The following is a 21,242-nucleotide window of genomic DNA, read 5'->3' as shown; positions in this document are numbered from 1 at the left end:
ATGAATTGCACGGCTCAGGCCGTTTTAAAATCTGCTTGGTAAAGCAGATTTTAGCCTTCCCGCCCGGTATGGTTTTTATTAAGTGTTCGTAAGGCGCTCTCTATGCCCCCGGAAAGCACACAGTAAGTTCCCCCGCACCCCCGGCGATCCCGTCCCAGGCAGGCTGGGCTTCATCAAGGCGGAATGTAAAGCTGCATACGGGGAGGAATATTACACGGGGGCAGTGGATCGAACTGGCAGCTCGCAGCGCGTTTTGTTGGTTTAGGATATACGATTCTTTTATTCCAAAGTCTGTTGCACTTTCTTCCGGCAGAAACTCCCGAAGCGTAGTAAAACACAGAAAAACAGCAGGATTCCAGACTATAATTCTTCCGAAATCCTGCTGCATATTTTATGCTTCGTCGATAGCTTTCCCGATATCGTTACGCATATATTTATTATCAAATTTTGCCCATTCGACAGCGGCATAGGCATTCGCCCTGGCCTCTTTGAGATCTTTTCCTTTTGCTGTGATTCCCAGAACGCGTCCGCCGTTCGTGACTATTTTGTCCCCGTCGAACTTTGTTCCTGCATGGAAGCAGTAATATCCCTCATGCTTTTTGAATTCCTCCAGCCCTGTGATCTCGAACCCTTTGTCGTATTTGACCGGATATCCGTCTGAAGCCAGCACAACACATACTGCTGCATTTTCCTCAAACTGAAGGTCTATCTGATCCAGTGTCCCGTCGATACATGCCTCTACCACTTCGATCAGATCGTTTTTCATGCGCGGAAGCACTACCTGGGCTTCCGGGTCTCCAAAACGTGCATTGTATTCCAGTACCTTCGGGCCTTCCTCCGTCAGCATCAGCCCGAAGAAGATCACGCCCTTGAACTCTCTGCCCTCTGCTGCCATGGCATCCACGGTTGCCTGGTAGACATACTGGTTGCAGAACTCCTCTACTTCTTTTGTGTAGAACGGACTTGGGGAGAATGTACCCATGCCTCCGGTATTCAGTCCGGTATCTCCGTCTCCCGCTCTCTTATGGTCCTGTGCGGAAGTCATGGTCTTAATGGTCTTTCCGTCTACAAAGGAAAGTACAGATACTTCACGGCCAGTCATAAATTCCTCGATGACCATCTCATTTCCCGCAGAGCCGAACTTCTTATCCAGCATGATGGCCTTCACGCCTTCTTTGGCCTCCTCCAGGGTATTGCAGATCAGTACACCCTTGCCTAGTGCCAGCCCATCTGCCTTCAAAACGATCGGGAACTTCGCTGTCTCCAGATATACAAGTGCTTTGTCCGGATCTGTAAAGTTCTCATAACCGGCTGTGGGTATATTGTATTTCTTCATCAGATCTTTGGAAAACGCTTTGGAGCCTTCCAGTATTGCGGCATTTTTACGAGGCCCGAATGTACGGATTCCAGCAGCTTCCAGCTCGTCTACAAGACCGCCCACCAGCGGGTCATCCATGCCGACAATTACAAGGTCGATCTCAGCTTCTTTTGCAAAAGCAGTCAGTTTTTCAAACTCCATGGCTCCGATATCCACACACTCTGCATACTCCGCAATTCCTGCGTTTCCAGGTGCACAGTACATCTTTTCAACCTTGCTGCTTTTTGCCGCACTTGCCGCAATCGCATGCTCTCTTCCACCGCTTCCTACAATTAATACCTTCATCGCAGCCTCCTCTATTTCGAAATTACTGTTTTGCCATCTACTACTGTGATTTTATCATTGGCAATTAAATCTATCGCTTTCGGAAGAATCTTCCACTCTGCCTGTTCCATCACTCTGCGCTGCAGAACTTCCGGGGTATCTCCCTGCTCTACTTCCACCGCTTTCTGGAGGATGATCGGGCCTGTATCCGTCCCCTCATCTACAAAATGCACCGTCGCACCAACCACTTTTACACCGCGTTCCAGCGCTGCCTCATGAACCTTCAGCCCATAATAGCCTTTCCCACAGAAAGCCGGAATCAGCGACGGATGAATATTGATCATACGGTTCTTATATTTTGCTGTCATAGCCGGAGGAATCACAACGAGAAATCCCGCCAGCACTATCAGATCCGGTTCGTATGCGTCCACTGCCTCTAAAAGCTTTGCATTGAACACTTCCCTGGATTCATAATCTTTCGGTGATACACAACAGGCACTGATCCCGCTCTCACTGGCACGTTCCAGTGCCCGGGCATTTTTATTGTTGCTGATCACGCCCGCAATCTCTGTATTGGACACCGTACCGTCTTTGACGCTGTCGATAATCGCCTGCAGATTGGTCCCGCCGCCCGACACCAGAACAACAATCTTTAGCATAAGGTAACTCCTTTTTCTCCGGCTTCGATCCGGCCTACTACATATGGATCTTCTCCGGCCGCCTTAATTGCCTCCATTGTCTTATCTACATCAGCTTCGTCCACTGCCATAATCATGCCAAGTCCCATGTTAAATGTGTTGTACATCATCTGTTCTTCTATTTCACCGTCCACAGACAGCATGTTGAAAATCGGCGGTATCGGATAACTGTCTTTTTGGATCACCGCGCGGGTATCGTCTTTTAACATACGCGGCACATTCTCATAGAAACCGCCGCCGGTGATATGACTGCAAGCCTTAATCGTAACACCTGCCTCTTTGATGCTGCGAAGTGCCTTTACATAGATTTTTGTAGGAACCAGAAGGGCTTCACCCAATGTCTTACCCAGACTGTCATAATATGTATCCAGGGCTTCTCTCTTCATGTTAAATACATTTCTTACCAGTGAGAAACCGTTGCTGTGAACACCTGAAGATGCCATACCGATGAGAATATCCCCAGCTTTCAGGTCTTTTCCTGTGATCAGGTCTTTCTCATCTACGATGCCGACTGCAAATCCTGCCATGTCATACTCATCTTCCGGATAGAAGCCAGGCATCTCTGCCGTTTCCCCGCCGATCAGAGCTGCATTGGACTGCTTGCACCCCTCTGCCACGCCACTGACAATAGTAGCGATCTTTTCAGGTTCATTTTTACCGCATGCGATATAATCAAGGAAGAATAAAGGTTCTCCTCCTGCACAGGCAATATCATTTACACACATTGCCACACAGTCAATACCGACTGTATCGTGTTTATCCATAATAAAAGCCAGCTTCAGTTTCGTACCTACCCCGTCTGTTCCGGATACCAGCGTTGGCTTTTCCATATTCTTAAACTTCTCCAGGGAAAATGCACCTGAAAATCCGCCCAGATTTGTCAGTACCTCAGATCTCATGGTCTCCTGCACATGCTTTTTCATGAGCTCCACTGACTTGTAGCCAGCTTCTATATCAACGCCTGCGTTTTTATAATCCATATCATTTCTCCATTCTATCTATACTCGTTCTTCACTGCTTCTATTTATTCTCAAGATACGCTTCGTAACCGATTTCTTCCAGTTTGGCTGCCTTTCCCTGCACAGTCTCCTTCATCTCAACAGAATATGCTTTCAGCTTGTCCAAAAGCGCCCCGTCTGAAGTAGCCAGAATCTTGGCTGCCAGAATTGCAGCATTCATTCCGCCATCGATTGCCACGGTTGCTACCGGGATTCCGGGCGGCATCTGTACGATTGAAAACAGTGCGTCTTCTCCGGCCAGGTTCTTGCCTGACATCGGCACTCCTACTACAGGCATCGGGAACAGCGCTGCGCACATACCCGGAAGGTGTGCAGCCATACCTGCTCCTGCAATGATTACTTTGATTCCTTTTCCCTCTGCTGCTTTTGCCCATTCGAAAAATACATCCGGCTCGCGGTGTGCCGAGATGATTGTCATCTCATAATCGATTCCCAGCTTCTCCAGCATACTTGCAGCTTTACTCATAACCTTCAGGTCAGAGTCGCTTCCCATAACTATTCCTACTTTTGGCATGTCTCTTCCACCTTTCTCACTTTGTACGCTCACTTATTAAAGGGCTCGTTAAGAGCCTCGGTTCCTTCAAGTACGAACCTTCCATCCTTCAATAGTATAATATTATTTCCTTCTTTTGTCACTACACTTATTTCTTCTAACTCTTCATAAGGTATGGTTATATCTGTATGGCACTGGAAATATGCCTTTGCAACATCCTCTTTCCTCAGTATGGAAACCGTATTGTCCTTTGCCACGATCTCCTTGCCGTTCGGATTATAGACCCGGATATCTTCACTCCAGCTGTAACAGGTGTCCCCCACCGCAAAATGAGGTCCCATCTTTTCCGCAATCAGGATCGGCATCTTATCTTCAATCCCGTACTTCTTCGCCGCCACATAGGCCGTTGTGTTGGTGCCGATTGCAAACTCGCCGAGGGGCAGGCTCTTGTGGTTGTGGAGAATATTTTCATAGATATATATCCGGTTGTCTTCCTCGTTCTCAAAGTTCGTGCATGTATAATCTGCTATCATTCCATCCTCGAATGTAATCTTCAGATTCTGATACTGCAGTTCGTTCAGGTAAACACTGCTTACATGCAGAACGCCGCTGGTTCCTTCCAGAACCGGCGAGGTAAATACTTCGCCCACCGGAATATTCACGTCAGCCACGCAGTTTTCAAATATCGTTTCTTTCTCCGGGTCTTCCAGGCGGTGAAGCTGCACACTCAGGTCCGTCTGATTCTCCCCTTTTCCAAGAATGTGTACGCTCACGCCCTGATCCAGGGCATCGATAAGCGCCTGCTGAACCTGCTCATAAAGTCCCGCGTCCAGTGTGTTGATGCGGATGACTTCATCAAAAATAGCCGCATAATCCTTCCCGATCTCCAGAACCGGATAGGCAATAATCGTAAAGCTTCTTTCTTCCCCTTTGATATACTGGTTTGTCATCTGTCCGGACTTGCTGTCATAGAGAAGTGAAAGGGAACGCTGCGCCTCACTGTAGCTTGGGGCCTCCAGTTTTGCCTTTGGAGAAAACGGCTTTTCGCCGAAGATTTCCATCACAGCCGGTCCCGCAAACTGGGCAGCCTGTTCTTTATTCTTTTCGTAGGTATTCCGAATCACATCCAGCTTCCGCTCAATGTAGCGCTTGTCCATGAACAGCGCCTGATCCTGGCGGTGGTCATATTCATACTGCTTATTTGCAATGGCCCCGCAATATCCGATCTTGAACTGTTCTTTCTTGGTTATGACACTGGACGCAGCGCGGTAAATCACCGGCTTCAGGCCCATTTTTTCAAAATTCTTAATGGCGAGTTTTACCACCTTTTCAAATCCAAGAGAATAACGTATATTCACCACTGATTTTATGGACAGATCTTTCCCGGTATTGATGAATCCGACGCGGTATCCTTCCGTATACACATCCGCCATCTTCTTCAGCGTCTCCGGAGGCAGTTCATTCAGATGCCTGGCCGTTCCCAGCTCATTCTCCGTAATATATTCGCCGAACCTGTACAGATATCTTACGTCATCCAGATCCATTCCCATAATGATATCCGCTGCAAAGGAATACTGCGGACAAATCTGTTCTTCAATACGGTCTGCCAGAAATACATCACAGTAGTCGCTGGCATACCAGTATATAATATCCTTCAGCGTCTTATATTCCGGAAGTTCCTCTGTCTCGAAACAGTTATAGATTTCGATGAACAGTTCATTCTGAATTGTCAGATAGTCCAGACGATTCTCAAATGCAAAGGGAATCCCGCCCCGCAGTTCCGTATACAGAAGGCTTAATAACTGCCCGTATTCTTCCCCCAGCTGCTTCACCGCATATGCCGGATCTGCATAGCTGTGCCCGTACTGTTCCTCCAGAATATCTTCGTACAAAGCTTTATTTATCTCCTGCATCTGCTCGAGGCTTAAAGTCTCCCACGTTTTGCTTTCAATCTTCCTGCGCGCATCCTCTATCTGAAGGAGAAATGCAGCCGTACTCCGAAAAAACGGCTGGAAAGCCGTACTGATCGACTCTTCTTGTGCCGCCCTTCTGATCCTGTCTATTGTGAGCTCATGCCGTTCTCTGTGTTCACTGTTTCTTTCTGCCTGCAATTCTTTTTCTTCCATTTACATAAGACCTCCTAAAAATATTGCTGCCAGTCCCAGCAGTATGATAATATTTAACGTTATGCCTGCCTTACAGGTTATATAACGCTTTTCCCGTTCCCGCATTCCTTTGACCCCGGCCCTTATTCCAAGCGCCGCCAGCACTATGGAGATAATTCCCAGCCCCCCGATAATTCCAAATGTATTACCGCGCATAACAAACGCCGCCAGAATACAGATCAGAAGGATCGCCAGCGAACCGCCTGCATAAACACAGGAATAGATTCCCATACGGGAGTGCTTGAACTTCGCCTGACCGTATTTCCTGGAACCGCGTTTTTTACGGTCCTTCTCCTTTTCCTTCTGTCTGTCTTTAGTGCTTTTTGCCATGCCCATAATGCCTTCTCCTTATCATATTGCAAATTGAGAACAAAATATACCCCAGCACGCCGCCAATCGTGTTTAACAGAAGATCATCCACATCGAAGCTGCCCACTTTTGTCAAAAGCTGGAAGACTTCCACGCACAGACTCAGGCCGAAACTGTAAAATAATGTCATAAAAAAACCTCTGGCTCTGCTCGCCATCGAAATGAAGAACCCAAAAGGCACAAATATAAGTATATTTCCGAATAAATTAGTGAATACCGCGAAGGCCCCTAATTCTTCCCGGTATTCTACGAATCGCTTTATCTCTTTAAATAGTACCAAATTATACCGGTATTCCCCTGAAACACCGGTTCGCCCATACCAGTCTGAAAAGATCAGAAAATAAAGGAGAAAGAAAATGTACAGCACGAACAGCACTTTCCCCAGGGTACGGATCTTTTTTACTTGTCTCTGACTCAAAATTTTACCCCTTTTACGCACTCACCCACGGTTAAAAAGTAATCTCATTCTTGTTCTTCAGAAGCCGGGCGCCGTTAATTATCGCAATAATCCCTGCGGCCACTCCTGTCACAATCATGATGATACCAAGCACGATGCTCCCCGCACCTGCGCTCTGCATGGTCTTATAGGCTTTTTCCATAAAACTACCTCCTTACTTTACGCCATATTTCTCGTAATATGCATCAATTGCTGCCTTTAATGTGTCATCTATGATGATTTTTCCTTTGTAAGGCCTGTTGTAAAGATGCTCCACAACCTCTGCCATGGTCACGATCGCTGTCGTTTCCAGCCCGTACTTTTCCTGAATCTCTGACAGTGCGCTCTTCGTTCCCTGGCCGCGCTCCATGCGGTCAACAGACACAACAAGCCCGATCGGAGAGACATCTCCCTGTGCATTGATAATCGGCAGTGTCTCCTGGATAGAAGTCCCCGCAGTCGTCACGTCTTCGATAATCACAACCTTATCGCCGTCCTGAATCGGACTGCCAAGGAGGATTCCCTTGTCCCCGTGGTCTTTTACCTCTTTTCTGTTTGAGCAGTACCGGATGTCTTTTCCGTAAAACTCGCTGATAGCCATAGTAGCTGCTACCGTCAGCGGAATTCCTTTGTATGCAGGTCCGAATAATACATCAAAATCAAAACCAAACTTCTGCTCGATCGCTTTTGCATAGTATTCACCTAATTTCCTCAGCTGTGTTCCTGTGCGGTAAAATCCAGTATTCACAAAAAAAGGCGTCTTTCTGCCGCTCTTTGTCACAAAATCTCCGAATTTCAAAACCTCACAGTCAATCATAAATTCAATAAACTCCTGCTTGTACTGTTCCATTCTTATTAACCTCCGTATTTACAGGGCTTTTGCCCTTTTCTTATTTTTCAGTCCCGGCCGCATGGTTTGAAACGTTCCTATATTATGTTACAATTGCGGCAGCTTTTCATTCCTGTCTTTTACTGCTAAAGACAAAGGAATAACCTGTAAATTTCTTTTCAATTTTAACACACCTTCCATATATTTTCAATTAAGGAATCTATGGGGGATGAAATTTAAAATGAGGACGTACTTTTAAGTCCGATTTTTCTAAAACTGGTCTTTCTGCCGGCAAAGCTCTCATCCAGCACGCTCCCGTCCACGCAAGTCACAACTGCCTTAAATCCCAACCGTATAAACGTTCTCATCAGCTCTTCCAGCCTGACCACCAGTTCTTCTCACACCTCATGCATAGAAATCCGCCTCCATTCTACATCCTGCTCTCTAAAAACAGAGTTCCCGCCGGGAACAGGATTTTCCGCCCTGATGCACCAAGCTTTATGGAATCGGGGTATGGCTCTTTCGGATGCGTCATTCGGGAAGCGCTGCTACTTCATCAAAATGGAAGCCAACATGTGAACGATTCTCAGGACTTCCAGTCCTGAGAAGCAGCCGACTCAAGCGGGAATGCATCCGGCATTCCCGTGTTTGTCGGCGGTGTTCATCATGTTGGCTTCCATTCTGATTAGTGGCAGCGCTTCCCGAATGCCGCATCCGAAAGAGCCATACCCCGATTCCATAAAGCGCCCCGCTCAGCCGCAAAACCCCTGCTCCCAAAACTCCCCTCTTATTTAACGACCCCAACCATCTCGCTGATATTCTCGAAATGGTATTTTTCCATATACCGTTCAATCCCCTCCACAATTTCCACTGTAGCCGTCGGATTGAAGAAGTTGGCTGTTCCTACGGAAACAGCTGTGGCGCCCGCCAGGATAAACTCAACTGCATCCTCATAAGTAGTAATTCCGCCCATCCCGATCACCGGAACCTTCACTGCATTGGCAACCTGATAAACCATACGCACGGCGATGGGTTTTACCGCCGGCCCTGATACACCGCCGGTCTTATTTGCCAGGGCAAACGCCTGCCTGTGTATATCGATCTTCATACCCGTCAGTGTATTGATCAGGGACAGGACATCCGCACCGCCTGCCTCTGCCGCTTTTGCCGTCTCTGTAATATCCGTGACATTGGGGCTCAGCTTCATAATAACAGGCTGTTTCGCACGCCTTTTCACTTCTCTGGTGATCTCTTCCACCGCTTTCGGGTTCTGTCCAAAAGCAATGCCTCCCTCTTTTACATTGGGGCAGGATATATTGATTTCTAAAAGATCCACCGGCTCATCTGCCAGCCGTTCCACAACCTCACAATATTCTTCCGTTGTCTTGCCGCAGACATTTACGATAATCTTAGTATCATACTTTTTAAGAAACGGGATATCCCGCTCGCAGAAAACATCGATCCCGGGATTCTGCAGACCGATGGCGTTCATCATTCCACCATAGGTTTCTGCAATTCTGGGCGTCGGATTTCCCGGCCACGGCACATTGGCCACTCCCTTTGTTACGACTGCGCCGAGGCGGTTCAAATCTACAAACTCACTATACTCCTCCCCGGACCCGAAGGTACCGGAAGCCGTCATAACGGGATTCTTCAGTTCCACACCGGCAAGGTTCACTGTTGTATTCATTAGATTTCCACCTCCGTCGATAAGAATACCGGCCCGTCCTTACAGACACGCTTGTTGTGTACATGGCTGTGGCCGTCGATCTCTTTTGACCGGCACACACAGGCCAGACATGCCCCGATTCCGCAGGCCATCTTCTCCTCCATTGATACATAGCATACAATGTTTTTTTCTTCGGCATACTGCTTGATAGCACGCAACATAGGAGACGGCCCGCAGGCATAAATGATATCGGCCGACAACGCATTTTCAGCAATGGCATCCATTACATTTCCTTTCGTTCCTTCACTGCCGTCCTCAGTCGCGATATAGAGGCTGCCCTGCCGAAGGAATTCTTCTTTCAGGAACTGCTCGTCCCGGTACCCCATTACCATGGCCTTCTCTCCCGTAAGCTGTTTTGCCAGTTCCAGCATCGGCGGCACACCGATTCCGCCGCCAATCAGGACCGCTTTTTTGCCCTCTGCTTCCCCGACCGGGAAACCATTTCCCAAAGGTCCCAGAATATCAATCCGCTCTCCCTCTGTCATTTTAGAAAACTGCTCTGTTCCGGTGCCTTCCCCTGTTACCCGGTACACAACACGGATCTGCTTTTTCTCTTTATCTATCTCACACAGGCTGATGGGGCGTGGCAGCAATTTACTGCCATCCTTCGTATACATAGAAATAAACTGCCCTGGCACTGCCAGACCGGCAATCTTTTCTGTCTGTATCCACATGCTGTAAATATCTGCCGCAATGCATTGCTGAGATACAATCAGGGCAGATTCTTTTTGTTTATTAGACATTGTCTTTCTCCTTCTCTGAACAGGCGCTGTCCTGTACAGCGGCCAGTTCTCCTCTGAACGTATTCAATCTCTTTATGGCTTATCTGTTCTCCAGGGCGCCCCGGATATCCGCCACCATAGCCTCAACTGCGGCTCTGGAAGCATCTCCAAAGTTCTGAGCACCGTATTTTGCATAAGCTTCCTGCTTATATGCCGCGATGATTCCCCGGGAGGAATTTACGATTGCACCCAGGCCATCCTCATTGAAGAAGTGGACCAGATCCTTGCCCTGTCCGCCCTGTGCACCATATCCCGGTACCAGAATATAAGAGTTCGGCATCACTTTGCGGAGCACTTTTCCCATCTCAGGATAAGTCGCGCCCACTACTGCGCCGATATAACTGTACTCTTCTCCCATGCACTGAGCGCCCCACTCGGCAACCTTTTCGCCGACCAGCTCATAAAGCGGTCTGCCGTTGATCAGCTGATCCTGGAACTCACCGCTGGAAGGATTGGATGTTTTTACAAGTATAAACAGACCTTTTTTCTCCGACTTACATACATCAATAAACGGATTCACGCCATCAGATCCAAGATAAGGATTCACTGTCGCAAAGTCTTCGTCAAAGGGAAGGTATTCTCTGCTTCCCACCTTCACTTTTCCAAGGTGTCCCACCGCATAAGCTGCAGAAGTAGAACCAATATCCCCCCGTTTAATATCGCCGATCACAACCAGGTCTTTATCCTTACAGTAATCCACGGTTTTCTTAAAAGCCATCAGTCCCGGCACTCCAAACTGCTCATACATAGCGATCTGAGGCTTCACAGCCGGAATCAGGTCGTATGTCTTATCCACAATCTCCTTATTAAACTGCCAGATTGCCTCCGCAGCGCCTTCCAGAGTCTCTCCGTACTCTCCAAAAGCCTTCTCCTGAATATGTTCAGGGATATAGTTCATCATAGGATCCAGTCCCACTACAATCGGAGCACCTGTCTTTTTAATCTTACTTATCAGCTTGTTAATCATGAAAAAACCTCCTCAATTATCTGAATATTCTGAAAATGGAGGACAAAGGGGTCAGACCCCTGTGACACAGGGGTCTGACCCCTTTGCCCTCCGTTTTTTATCTTGTATATACAATTCGTCCATCAACGATGGTACAGCAAACTTCTCCTTTGACCGGATATCCGTCAAACGGTGTATTCTTCCCCTTTGAAAGGAACGTATTTTTATCGATTCTGTATTCTGCAGAGGGATCAAAGATAACGATATCCGCCGCCTTGCCCTCTGATACGGAGCCTTTGTCCTGCAATCCCAGTATCTGTGCCGGATTATAGCTCATCTTTTCCGCCATCTGCATTGGAGTGAGAACTCCCTTCTCAACCAGCTCTGTATAAGTCAGGCTGGCCGATGTCTCCAGGCCGACGATGCCGAATGCGGCTTTTTCCATGGGAAGGTTTTTTTCTTCCTCCGCGTGGGGGGCATGGTCCGTGGAAATCACATCCATGATGCCGTTTTTCAGCCCTTCTCTCAGTGCCTCCACATCTCTTGGTGCACGCAGCGGCGGATTCATCTTGTACTGTCCGTTGTTCTCACTGATGTCATCTGTTGACAGGATAAAATGATGCGGGCACACTTCTCCGGTCACCGGCAGGCCGTCTTTTTTGGCGGCCTCTATCATCCTTACGCTGTCTGCCGTGGAACAATGGCAGAGGTGCAGGCGTACTCCGGTCTCCTTCGCCAGCAGAATATCTCTTGCGACAATGACATCTTCCACCGCGTTGGTGATTCCCTTTACTCCAAGAGACTCCGCCTTCGGCCCGGCATTCATGACGCCGCCTTCTACCATACCGATGTCTTCACAGTGTGCAAAGACAGATATATTGTTCTCTTTGGCCAGCTTCATTCCCCTACGGTACAGTGAAGCGTTCATGACTGACTTGCCGTCCTCACTGATGGCATGGCATCCTGCCTCGGCCATTCCCCTGATATCTGCCAGTTCTTCTCCGGCCTCACCTTTCGTGACAGCACCCAGCTGAATCACATGAACCGGAGATTCATCTGCGGCTCTTTTATGCACATCCTCGACCATCTCTTTTGTATCGATAATAGGCTTTGTATTCGGCATTGCGCATACGGTGGTCACCCCGCCCCGCGCCGCAGCACGGCCGCCGGTCTCCAGTGTTTCTTTATGGGTCAGCCCAGGATCGCGCAGATGCACATGCAGATCTATGAAGCCCGGCATAACATAGCAGCCGGATGCATCAATCGTCTGATCTGCAGCATCCGATATATCTTTTGCAACCTTCACGATCTTATCTCCGTCTGTCAGCACATCGATGATGCCGTCCAGCCCTGTCAGAGGATCTAAAACATGTCCGTTTTGAATCAAAAGTTTCATATAGTCTTGTCCTTCCTAAAAATAATTGTATCTCTAACATACAGTCTGCTGCATGTCTGCCCGTAATATGTATGTAACGGGATGCGGGCAATAAAATTATGCCTACGGATTTATAATACCACAACTATCGCACGTAATACAATGTAAAATCCGGTGATGAGGCTGCTGTAACAATTTATGGAGAGAACAGACTGGTATTCATAGAACTATTATGCTAAGATATGTTAAAAGCATGGATATATTTCTAAAACTTCTAAACGGGTAAGCCCGCATCTGGTATCATTTCTTATGACAGATATCAATATGTGAAATCTCAATGCTTTGATTCCATTTTAAACAGCAGAGAGGTTTCGGTTATGGATAAGCGGGGTAAAGCGAACCTACAAATCCAGATTGTTTGAGATGATATTCAGTGAGAAAAGGGCATTACTGGAGTTGTATAATGCAATGAACGGGACCGAATATGAGAATCCTGAATTACTGGAAATCAATACTCTGGAAAATGCTATTTATATGTCGATGAGGAATGACCTGTCGTTTATCATTGATTCCCGCCTGACTTTATATGAACATCAGTCAACGTTCAGTCCAAATCTTCCGCTGCGCTGTCTGATGTATGCAGCGGATTTATATTCGGTCATAACGAAAGATGCAAATCTGTATGGAAGGGAACATGTACAGCTTCCTACTCCGAGGTTTGTCATCTTCTATAACGGCGTCGATGAGCTGGAGGATATAAAAGTATTAAGGCTTTCAGATGCATTTACGATACAGGAACCAGAGTATGCTTTAGAACTTACCGCCCTGATGTTAAATATAAATCCGGGGCATAATGAAATGCTGTTAGATACCTGTAAGGTATTGAAGGACTATTCGGAGTATGTTGCAAGAGTTAGGGAATATGCCAAAAGCATGAGTCTTGAAGCAGCTGTAGAGCTGGCAATTACAGAGTGTATCAGGGATGATATTCTGGCAGAATTTCTTAGAAAAAACAGAGCGGAGGCGAAGAGTGTGAGTATCTATGAATATGATGAAGAAAAACATATGAGACATGTAAAGGAAGAAGGACGTCAGGAGGGGTTACGGGAAGGAATACGGTTAGGGGGGATTCAGACATTGATAGACTTTTGCCAGGAAATGAATCTGTCCAGGGAAGATACAAAAGCTAAAGTGGCCGGTAAATTTGAACTGGAATCAATCGAAGCCGAGGCGTATATGGTAAAATTCTGGAAAGAGTAGTGCGATATAGTGCAGGGCAGCAAAAACTCCGAACATTCCTTAAGCCTGAATGTTCGGAGTCTCCCGTAAATCTGGTCTACTTTTTATACATGAAACTTTTTATGCATCTCTTCCCTGAATTCTTTTCCCTTAAATATAACAAGCGCTGCCAGAAACAGAAAGCACACAACCACACATATCGTACTTATAAGCTGAAATTTTACCGCGCCCGTGAGCAGCAGTATCAGCGGAAGCAGAACTCCGTATCCGCCTGCCATCACAAAATAGATCATATATTCTCTTGCCGTATTTCTCTGTACCTTCGTAATAATGAACATCGAAAGCAGAATCACCATACAGACGGACGGCAGCACAAAGTCCACAGACCACCCATGCCAGCCCGTAAAGGCATCCCACAAAATGCACCCCACCGTCACAATGATCAGCTGCCACATCGCGTTCTTCATCAGATTATACCGCTTGACAAATCCAATCGCCAGCGCCAGCCACATACTGGCAATCCCGGCTGCGGTAAATACCGGCCATCGGATCGTGGGATGAAAATTGAAATCTGCGGCCACAAATCCCACCGCAGCAACCAGACACACAAAAGAGAAAAACCGGAATACCTTAATCTCCAGTTCGCCCGGCATGTCCGGCTGCGGAAATTCCGGCTCTATCTTCTCCACAGCAATCCCCTGTTCCCTTAGTATCCGATAAAAATTCCTCTGAATATTCAAAGTATCGAATCTGGATGTAAATCCAAGGGAAAGTTTATCTCCGAAGGAGCACATGCAAAGCTCCAGCTTCGGAGTGCTTGTGTACACTCCGAAACGTTCTATATAGGGTTCATATTCACTGGGCATTCTGACCGCACTCATGTTGGAAAAGATTGCAGTCACATCCCGTTCCGCATACCTGGCCCCTGCCCGGATTCCCAGATTCTTCAGTTCCAGCGGAGCCAGCCGGAGTATAGGATGCATCTCCAGTGCGATGAGTTCATTCATATGCTCGGCCACACGCTCGGTTGTAAGCTCCCCGGCAAAATAATCCTTCACATGCTGCAGCACATCCTCAAAGCTTCCGCCCCCCTCGCCGAAATGATATCCCGGCTCAATCCAGTTAAAGAAATTAAGCATGGAGTCAGACGGGAAAAACTTTCTCAGATTGACAGGCACCATCAGCACCACCGGATGCTTCTCCTGCTGCTTGGACATTTCACGGTGAATCGCCTGCAAAAATACACTCGTCAGAAATACCGTCATAGATACTCCAAGTTCCCTTGACCGCCCGAGCACCTCATTCACAGAGATGACCGCTTCATTCACCTGAAGCTGCCCCACTTCTTTCCGTGGCTTCTTCAGCTGGTATGCCCTTGGCTTTTTATCCTTTTTCTTTTTTACTTCCGTATAATATTGTGAAAAACTGTCGCTCTCCTGATCCTGGATCGTGACATTCTCATCCAGCAGAGGAACATCAGCAAGCCCCTCCTCTTTATGCGCTATATACAAATAATTTTTTACCAGCTCTTTCAGAAATTCCGTAGCGCCCGTCCCATCAGTCAGCGCATGGAACACTTCAAAATTAATCCTGCGGCCATAGTATGTCACTTCAAAAAGCAGTGACTTCTTGTCCCGCACATACAGACTGCTGCACGGTTCCTTATACTCTTCCTTTACCACAGGCCTGAGCCTGCTCTTCTCCAGATAATGCCAGAAAAGTCCCTTCCTCATAACAGATAAAAAGACAGGATACGTAACCACCGTTCTGTCCAGGGCTTCCTGCAGCCGCTCCCCATCTATCTCTTCCTTCAGAACACAATAGAACCGGAACACTCTGGTATCCTTCTTATTGCTCGTAGCTGAAAATAATTTTGCTGCATTATCCAGCCTTCTCCAATATGCACGTTTCTGCTGCACGCCTTACACCCCCTGAACTGGTTCATTTCCCAGAAATTCATTGATTCGGTCAAAGCTCTCCTGCACATGAAAGTTCTTGATCCCAAGAGCAAAGTACCCATGTAGTGCATCCTTAATCCTGCATATTTCCACCTTGTTACCCGCCTCCTTAAGTTTCTCCCCATAGGCTTCCCCCTCATCCCTGAGCGGGTCAAACTCAGCTGTAATCACAAGCGTATCCGGCTGATTTGTCAGGTCTTTTGCATAAATCGGTGCAAAGTAAGGATTCTTTTTATCCTCCTCACTGTCTGCATATAATTCTATATAATCCCGCATCTTACCCGCAGTGAGCAGATAGTCTGTCCCATTTTCCCGCACAGACTCAAACGTCGAATTCTCCGAATAGTCACTGTTGACCGCAGGATAGATCAGCACCTGCCGCCTTGGGAGAAATTCCCCTCTGTCCCTTGCCAGAAGTGAAAGCGCCGCCGCCAGGTTGCCCCCTGCGCTGTCCCCGATCAGCGTAATATCCTCCGGGTTTACATTCAGAATAAACCGTTTCGTAAATAAAGCCCTGGCCGCCGCATAACAGTCCTCCAGACCGGTGGGGAACTTATTCTCCGGAGCCAGCCTGTAGTCCACCGAGACCACCACATGCTCCGTAGCATCCGCAAGCCTGGCGCAGATACGCTCATAATTGTCCACACTCTCTGTCACCCAGCCGCCGCCGTGAATAAACAGCATTACCTTATGCAGGATCGGCCCCACACTCTTAAACGCCTTTTCATTCGGAAAAAATATCCTCGTGGGTACCTCATACCCGCGGTTATAAATCTTATAGTCAATCTTCTTATAAAAAATCTTCATCGGATCCAGCCTCTTCAAGTCTGCCAGATGCCGTGAAGCCTCCACCTCAATCCCATCAAAAGAAAGTGCCTTCAGTATCATTCTTGCCGTATTATTAATCGCCATTCATCTCTCCTATCGTGCCCCGCTGAAACTGCGGTAAAATATTGCAGCAGCCTGATGCATCCATTACTTTTCTACTATTATAAGTGAATCCGTCAAGAATCACAATAGTATTTGTGAATGGGCTGGGGATGAGATTGGGAGGGGTTCCGCCTGTGCGAAGCGGGAGGGGGACGGCGGAGCGGGGAAACGGGGATGGGCCTTTACTGATGCGGTCCATTTGCTAAGAACGGCTAAATGGAAGGCATGCCGGATTTTGAGGCCCCGGAGACAATCACTGCACAATCTTGATGATTGTGCAGCTCTGGTCTCCTTGAAATCGGCTTTGTGAGCCGATTTCAGCCTCAAAATCCGGCATGCCTTCCATTAAGCCGTTCTAAAGCGCATTCTATGCATCTGTAAAGGCCCATCCCCGTTTCCCCGCTCCGTCGTCCCTCTCCCGCTTCGCACAGGCTGCGTCCATCCGATCGGTAGTCCGGCACATTCGGGAGGAATACAGGCCGGGGCAGTGGATCAATTCGGATACGCGGGAAACTGTATGCTGGGGATGGCAGACGAGCCATATACGTGTAACAAATCTAATATCTCTATAAGTACCTAGTAAGCCACGCGCCGCCAGTTAACCATCCGCTGCATCCGCGCAGTGATTCCTCCCGGGAGCTTTTGCTTTTCCTCCCGGCCGGATGCACGCAGCGCTGTTGACGGCTGGACGGGAAGCTGCCGCAGAATGTGCATGCTGTATGAAAATGCTTGAGTGCATTTACGAATTCTTGAAGCAAGCAGGCGGGAAACAGGGGAGACACCGTGATTCCGAATCACGGTGTCGGATGACCCAGTGCGAGAAATCATCGGATTTCTCGCGCTGTGTCATCCCGTGCCCCTGTTTCCCGCCTGCTTGCTTCTTAGAATTCGTTAATAAACGGCCGCATTTTCATACAGCATACACATTCTGCGGCAGCTTCCCGTCCAGCCGTCAACAGCGCGCCCCTTTATATCCAGCACCTACGCCAACTCAAAAGCCCCCGTATACAACTGATAGTATTTGCCGTGTTTTTGGATGAGTTCCTGATGGCTTCCTCTTTCTATGATTTCGCCCAGTTCCAGTACCATGATTACGTCGGAGTTCTGTACGGTTGAGAGTCTGTGGGCAATGACGAAGACGGTACGGCCTTTCATCAGTGCATCCATGCCTCGCTGGACGATGGCCTCGGTTCTTGTGTCTATGGAGGAGGTTGCCTCATCCAGTATCATGACCGGAGGATCTGCTACAGCCGCCCTTGCTATGGAGATCAGCTGACGCTGGCCCTGTGACAGGCCGCTGCCGTCTCCGGAAAGTACGGTGTCATAACCGTCCGGCAGCATCCGGATAAATCCGTCCGCGTTGGCGCGTTTTGCGGCTGCTATACAGTCTTCATCTGTTGCGTCCAGTTTGCCGTACCTCAGGTTCTCCATGACGGTTCCTGTAAACAGGTTGACATCCTGAAGTACGATGCCCAGTGAACGGCGCAGGTCGGACTTTCGGATTTTGTTGATATTGATGCCGTCGTAGCGGATCTTGCCGTCTGCTATGTCATAAAAACGGTTGATCAGATTTGTTATTGTGGTCTTGCCGGCACCGGTTGCCCCTACGAATGCGACCTTCTGTCCTGGTTCGGCATACAGCGTAATATTGTGGAGAACGACCTTGTTTTCCTCGTAGCCAAAATCCACGTCGAACATACGGACCTCGCCTTTGAGTTCTGCGTAGGTCAGGGTTCCGTCCTCGTGGGGATGTTTCCATGCCCACAGACCGGTGCGCTCAGGTGTCTCGGTGAGAACACCGTTTTCGTATTTTGCATTTACCAGTGTGACGTATCCGTTATCTGCTTCACTTTCCTCATCAATCAGCTGGAAGATACGCCTTGCTCCTGCCAGCGCCATGATAATCGCGCTCAGCTGCTGTGACACCTGCCCAAGCGGCTGGATGAAACTTCTGGAAAGCTGTAAAAAGGAGGCAATCATACCAAGTGTTATGACGCCCACACCGGTCAGGCTGACGTTTGTCACGCCCCATATTCCCAGTGCCCCGCCTACAATTGCGATCAGAACGTACAGGATATATCCCAGATTGTTCATGATCGGCATGAGAATGTTGGCATAGGTGTTGGCCTGGGAGGCCTCACCGAACAGTTTTTCATTCTTTTCATCAAACATCTCTTTTGCCTTGTCCTCGTGGCAGAATACCTTTACGACCTTCTGTCCGTTAATCATTTCCTCGATATAACCATTGACATCTCCGATGGATTCCTGCTGCCGTACAAAGTACTTTCCGCTGTTTCCGGCCACCTTCTTTACAACCTGAAGGATAATGACTACAAATACCAGTACGAATAAGGTCATCCATATACTGATGGAAAGCATGGCGAAAAATACGGCTACAATCGTGATAACAGAGGAGAAAAGCTGCGGCACGCTCTGTGACATCATCTGACGCAGCGTGTCGGTATCGTTCGTATAGTGGCTCATCACGTCCCCGTGGGAATGCGTGTCAAAATATTTGATCGGCAGGGTCTGCATATGAGAAAACATTTGGTCACGGATATCCTTTAATATTCCCTGAGATATCACTGCCATCATCCTGTTGTAAAAGAGTGTGGCAAGTACACCGATCAGATAGATACCGGCCATCATAATAATGACCCGGAGCAGCCCGCCAAAATCGGGCACCGCCTGCACCAGCAGAGGAGTAATGTAATCATCAATCAGGGTTTCCAGAAACAGGGATGCAAGTACACTCGCCCCGGCACTCATTAAAATACAGATCAGTACAAACAAAAATCTGCCTTTATATTGTTTCAGATACGAGAGAAGACGTTTTAGCGTCTGCATATCCAGTTGTTGTTTCTTATTCATCTTCGCTTCCTCCTTTCTGCTGAGATTCAAAAACTTCTCTGTAAATTGCATTGTTCTGAAGCAGCTCCTCATGACTTCCGAATCCATCGATTTGGCCGTCATCCAGTACAATGATCTTATCCGCGTCCTGGACTGAGGAAATTCTCTGTGCAATTATAATCTTTGTTGTATCCGGAATTTCTTCCCGGAATGCCTTACGTATCATGGCATCGGTCTTCGTATCCACCGCGCTGGTGGAGTCATCCAATATGAGGATCTTCGGCTTTTTCAGGAGCGCCCTTGCGATGCAGAGACGCTGCTTCTGTCCGCCGGATACGTTGGAACCGCCCTGTTCGATATGTGTGTCATACCCATCAGGGAATCTTTGTACAAAGTCATCTGCCTGGGCCAGCTGACAGGCATGAATCAATTCTTCGTCCGTCGCATGCTCGTTTCCCCAGCGCAGGTTATCCTTGATAGTACCCGAAAACAGCTCATTTTTCTGCAGCACCATAGCTACCTGGTTCCTCAAAACTTCAATATCATAATCCCTTACATCCACACCCCCAACTTTCAAGGAGCCTTCCGTCACATCATAAAGCCTCGGTATCAGCTGAACCAGCGTGGATTTGGAAGATCCGGTGCCGCCGATGATGCCTATGGTTTCTCCCGAAGCAATTTCCAGATTAATATCACTCAGACACTTTTTATTTGCCTTTTTAGAATAACTAAAAGATACATTTTTATATGTGATGGAACCGTCCGCCACTTCCATGACCGGATTCTCCCCGTCCTGAAGGTCACTTGTCTCCGTCAGGATTTCTGCAATTCTTTCCGCCGATGCTTTGGACATCGTGATCATAACAAATGCCATGGACAGCATCATCAGGCTCATCAAAACCTGTGTTGCATAAGTAAACAGACTCATCAGCCCGCCTGTGCTCAGTCCCGCATCCGGGCTGCCGCCGCCTGCTATGATCAGTCTGGCTCCGAACCAGGAAAAGACCAGCATGCAGGCATACATACAGAACTGCATGAGCGGCATGTTAAAAGCAAGCGTCTTCTCTGCTTTTGAAAAATCTCTGTAGATCTTCTCGGAAATCTTCTGGAATTTACTGTTTTCATAATCTTCCCGTACAAAAGATTTTACAACACGGATACCGTGCACATTTTCCTGTACTACATTATTCAGTTTATCATAGGTCTTAAATACCCTTCTGAAAATAGGATGTACTCTCGTCATAATCAGATACAGTCCGATGCCCAGTACCGGAACACAGATCAGAAATACGATGGACAGCTTGGCGCTGACCCGAATTGCACAGAACAGAGAAAAGATCAGCATAACCGGTGCGCGCATAGCCATACGTATGGTCATCTGATATGCATTCTGCACATTTGTAACATCCGTTGTCAGTCTTGTCACAATACTGGATGTGGAAAATTTATCTATATTTGAAAATGAAAAGTTCTGTACATTATAGTACATATCTTTCCGCAGGTTCTTCGCAAGCCCCGCGGAAGCATGAGCCGCCGTCTTCCCGGCCGCAGCCCCAAAAAACAGGGATAAAAATGCGGCTATGAGCAGAAAAATCCCCGTCTTCCCTATATAGCCCATATCCCCTTTGTCGATCCCATAGTCAATCAGATTCGCCATCAAAAGAGGGATGATGACCTCCAGCACAACCTCCAGCGATACTAATATGGGCGTCAGTATGGAATCTTTTTTATACTCTCTGATACTTTTTGCCAATGTTTTTACCATGTCTAAACCTCCTGCTC

19 protein-coding genes are annotated in these 21,242 nt (G+C 47.8%); 1 reads left to right on the top strand and 18 read right to left on the bottom strand.

Annotated features, from left to right (window positions below):
- Positions 1–391 precede the first annotated feature (391 nt).
- From purD to HMPREF0240_RS03965, 14 genes are all read right to left on the bottom strand, one after another.
- On the bottom strand, positions 392–1,663 hold the full coding sequence (purD, locus tag HMPREF0240_RS04025; RefSeq protein WP_009002170.1) for a phosphoribosylamine--glycine ligase: 1,272 nt from the start codon (positions 1,661–1,663) through the stop codon (positions 392–394).
- An 11-nt stretch (positions 1,664–1,674) separates the two neighbouring features.
- Positions 1,675–2,301 carry a phosphoribosylglycinamide formyltransferase gene (gene purN / locus HMPREF0240_RS04020; RefSeq protein WP_009002169.1) on the bottom strand — a complete coding sequence of 209 codons (627 nt, stop codon included), beginning with the start codon at positions 2,299–2,301 and terminating at the stop codon, positions 1,675–1,677.
- Entirely contained in the window at positions 2,295–3,320 is a 1,026-nt protein-coding gene (gene purM, locus HMPREF0240_RS04015) for a phosphoribosylformylglycinamidine cyclo-ligase (protein WP_009002168.1), read from the bottom strand. Before purM ends, purN begins: the two co-directional genes overlap by 7 nt.
- 40 nt (positions 3,321–3,360) lie before the next feature.
- Positions 3,361–3,873 (bottom strand): 5-(carboxyamino)imidazole ribonucleotide mutase, encoded by a 513-nt coding sequence (gene purE / locus HMPREF0240_RS04010; protein WP_009002167.1) that lies wholly within the window; start codon positions 3,871–3,873, stop codon positions 3,361–3,363.
- Between the two features lie 29 nt (positions 3,874–3,902).
- Positions 3,903–5,978, bottom strand: coding sequence for an aminopeptidase (locus HMPREF0240_RS04005; RefSeq protein ID WP_009002166.1), 2,076 nt, complete (start codon positions 5,976–5,978; stop codon positions 3,903–3,905).
- Positions 5,979–6,353 carry a DUF6142 family protein gene (locus tag HMPREF0240_RS04000; RefSeq protein ID WP_009002165.1) on the bottom strand — a complete coding sequence of 125 codons (375 nt, stop codon included), beginning with the start codon at positions 6,351–6,353 and terminating at the stop codon, positions 5,979–5,981.
- The gene (locus tag HMPREF0240_RS03995) at positions 6,331–6,804 is read right to left on the bottom strand and encodes a VanZ family protein (protein ID WP_009002164.1); all 474 of its coding nucleotides are present in this window, start codon (positions 6,802–6,804) and stop codon (positions 6,331–6,333) included. Before HMPREF0240_RS03995 ends, HMPREF0240_RS04000 begins: the two co-directional genes overlap by 23 nt.
- Positions 6,805–6,835: 31 nt before the next feature.
- Positions 6,836–6,985 carry a hypothetical protein gene (locus HMPREF0240_RS24580; protein ID WP_009002163.1) on the bottom strand — a complete coding sequence of 50 codons (150 nt, stop codon included), beginning with the start codon at positions 6,983–6,985 and terminating at the stop codon, positions 6,836–6,838.
- A 12-nt stretch (positions 6,986–6,997) separates the two neighbouring features.
- A complete protein-coding gene (gene pyrE / locus HMPREF0240_RS03985) occupies positions 6,998–7,672 on the bottom strand; it encodes an orotate phosphoribosyltransferase (RefSeq protein WP_009002162.1) in 675 nt (224 codons plus the stop codon).
- A 215-nt stretch (positions 7,673–7,887) separates the two neighbouring features.
- The gene (locus HMPREF0240_RS25165) at positions 7,888–8,019 is read right to left on the bottom strand and encodes a hypothetical protein (protein ID WP_278245574.1); all 132 of its coding nucleotides are present in this window, start codon (positions 8,017–8,019) and stop codon (positions 7,888–7,890) included.
- 419 nt (positions 8,020–8,438) lie between these two features.
- The gene (locus tag HMPREF0240_RS03980) at positions 8,439–9,341 is read right to left on the bottom strand and encodes a dihydroorotate dehydrogenase (protein WP_009002160.1); all 903 of its coding nucleotides are present in this window, start codon (positions 9,339–9,341) and stop codon (positions 8,439–8,441) included.
- On the bottom strand, positions 9,341–10,123 hold the full coding sequence (locus HMPREF0240_RS03975; protein WP_009002159.1) for a dihydroorotate dehydrogenase electron transfer subunit: 783 nt from the start codon (positions 10,121–10,123) through the stop codon (positions 9,341–9,343). The genes HMPREF0240_RS03980 and HMPREF0240_RS03975 overlap by 1 nt, the downstream gene beginning before the upstream one ends.
- Positions 10,124–10,202: 79 nt before the next feature.
- Entirely contained in the window at positions 10,203–11,129 is a 927-nt protein-coding gene (gene pyrF / locus HMPREF0240_RS03970; RefSeq protein WP_009002158.1) for an orotidine-5'-phosphate decarboxylase, read from the bottom strand.
- A 97-nt stretch (positions 11,130–11,226) separates the two neighbouring features.
- Positions 11,227–12,504: a dihydroorotase gene (locus HMPREF0240_RS03965; RefSeq protein ID WP_009002157.1), complete on the bottom strand. Its 1,278-nt coding sequence runs from the start codon at positions 12,502–12,504 to the stop codon at positions 11,227–11,229.
- 447 nt (positions 12,505–12,951) lie between these two features.
- On the opposite strand from HMPREF0240_RS03965, the gene HMPREF0240_RS03960 reads away from it, so the two are divergent.
- Positions 12,952–13,743, top strand: coding sequence for a hypothetical protein (locus HMPREF0240_RS03960; RefSeq protein ID WP_347462547.1), 792 nt, complete (start codon positions 12,952–12,954; stop codon positions 13,741–13,743).
- An 83-nt stretch (positions 13,744–13,826) separates the two neighbouring features.
- Here HMPREF0240_RS03960 and HMPREF0240_RS03955 read toward each other — a convergent pair whose 3' ends face one another.
- From HMPREF0240_RS03955 to HMPREF0240_RS03940, 4 genes are all read right to left on the bottom strand, one after another.
- Positions 13,827–15,641 carry a DUF6320 domain-containing protein gene (locus HMPREF0240_RS03955; protein WP_009002155.1) on the bottom strand — a complete coding sequence of 605 codons (1,815 nt, stop codon included), beginning with the start codon at positions 15,639–15,641 and terminating at the stop codon, positions 13,827–13,829.
- 3 nt (positions 15,642–15,644) lie between these two features.
- A complete protein-coding gene (locus tag HMPREF0240_RS03950) occupies positions 15,645–16,592 on the bottom strand; it encodes an alpha/beta hydrolase (protein WP_009002154.1) in 948 nt (315 codons plus the stop codon).
- Positions 16,593–17,591: 999 nt separating this feature from the next.
- Entirely contained in the window at positions 17,592–19,481 is a 1,890-nt protein-coding gene (locus tag HMPREF0240_RS03945; protein WP_148486281.1) for an ABC transporter ATP-binding protein, read from the bottom strand.
- Positions 19,474–21,225, bottom strand: coding sequence for an ABC transporter transmembrane domain-containing protein (locus tag HMPREF0240_RS03940; RefSeq protein ID WP_009002152.1), 1,752 nt, complete (start codon positions 21,223–21,225; stop codon positions 19,474–19,476). Before HMPREF0240_RS03940 ends, HMPREF0240_RS03945 begins: the two co-directional genes overlap by 8 nt.
- Between the last annotated feature and the right edge of the window lie 17 nt (positions 21,226–21,242).

Origin of the sequence: Clostridium sp. D5, from assembly GCF_000190355.1 — a bacterium.
Lineage (GTDB): Bacteria > Bacillota > Clostridia > Lachnospirales > Lachnospiraceae > Faecalicatena > Faecalicatena fissicatena_A.
This window is presented reverse-complemented; position numbering and strand designations above follow the sequence as displayed.

Excerpts from the sequence above, each read along its gene's own strand:
- purD (WP_009002170.1), bottom strand. The coding sequence starts at position 1,663 with ATGAAGGTATTAATTGTAGGAAGCGGTGGAAGAGAGCATGCGATTGCG.
- purN (WP_009002169.1), bottom strand. The coding sequence starts at position 2,301 with ATGCTAAAGATTGTTGTTCTGGTGTCGGGCGGCGGGACCAATCTGCAG.
- purM (WP_009002168.1), bottom strand. The coding sequence starts at position 3,320 with ATGGATTATAAAAACGCAGGCGTTGATATAGAAGCTGGCTACAAGTCA.
- purE (WP_009002167.1), bottom strand. The coding sequence starts at position 3,873 with ATGCCAAAAGTAGGAATAGTTATGGGAAGCGACTCTGACCTGAAGGTT.
- HMPREF0240_RS04005 (WP_009002166.1), bottom strand. The coding sequence starts at position 5,978 with ATGGAAGAAAAAGAATTGCAGGCAGAAAGAAACAGTGAACACAGAGAA.
- HMPREF0240_RS04000 (WP_009002165.1), bottom strand. The coding sequence starts at position 6,353 with ATGGGCATGGCAAAAAGCACTAAAGACAGACAGAAGGAAAAGGAGAAG.
- HMPREF0240_RS24580 (WP_009002163.1), bottom strand. The coding sequence starts at position 6,985 with ATGGAAAAAGCCTATAAGACCATGCAGAGCGCAGGTGCGGGGAGCATC.
- pyrE (WP_009002162.1), bottom strand. The coding sequence starts at position 7,672 with ATGGAACAGTACAAGCAGGAGTTTATTGAATTTATGATTGACTGTGAG.
- HMPREF0240_RS25165 (WP_278245574.1), bottom strand. The coding sequence starts at position 8,019 with ATGAGAACGTTTATACGGTTGGGATTTAAGGCAGTTGTGACTTGCGTG.
- HMPREF0240_RS03980 (WP_009002160.1), bottom strand. The coding sequence starts at position 9,341 with ATGAATACAACAGTGAACCTTGCCGGTGTGGAACTGAAGAATCCCGTT.
- HMPREF0240_RS03975 (WP_009002159.1), bottom strand. The coding sequence starts at position 10,123 with ATGTCTAATAAACAAAAAGAATCTGCCCTGATTGTATCTCAGCAATGC.
- pyrF (WP_009002158.1), bottom strand. The coding sequence starts at position 11,129 with ATGATTAACAAGCTGATAAGTAAGATTAAAAAGACAGGTGCTCCGATT.
- HMPREF0240_RS03965 (WP_009002157.1), bottom strand. The coding sequence starts at position 12,504 with ATGAAACTTTTGATTCAAAACGGACATGTTTTAGATCCTCTGACAGGG.
- HMPREF0240_RS03960 (WP_347462547.1), top strand. The coding sequence starts at position 12,952 with ATGAACGGGACCGAATATGAGAATCCTGAATTACTGGAAATCAATACT.
- HMPREF0240_RS03950 (WP_009002154.1), bottom strand. The coding sequence starts at position 16,592 with ATGGCGATTAATAATACGGCAAGAATGATACTGAAGGCACTTTCTTTT.
- HMPREF0240_RS03945 (WP_148486281.1), bottom strand. The coding sequence starts at position 19,481 with ATGAATAAGAAACAACAACTGGATATGCAGACGCTAAAACGTCTTCTC.
- HMPREF0240_RS03940 (WP_009002152.1), bottom strand. The coding sequence starts at position 21,225 with ATGGTAAAAACATTGGCAAAAAGTATCAGAGAGTATAAAAAAGATTCC.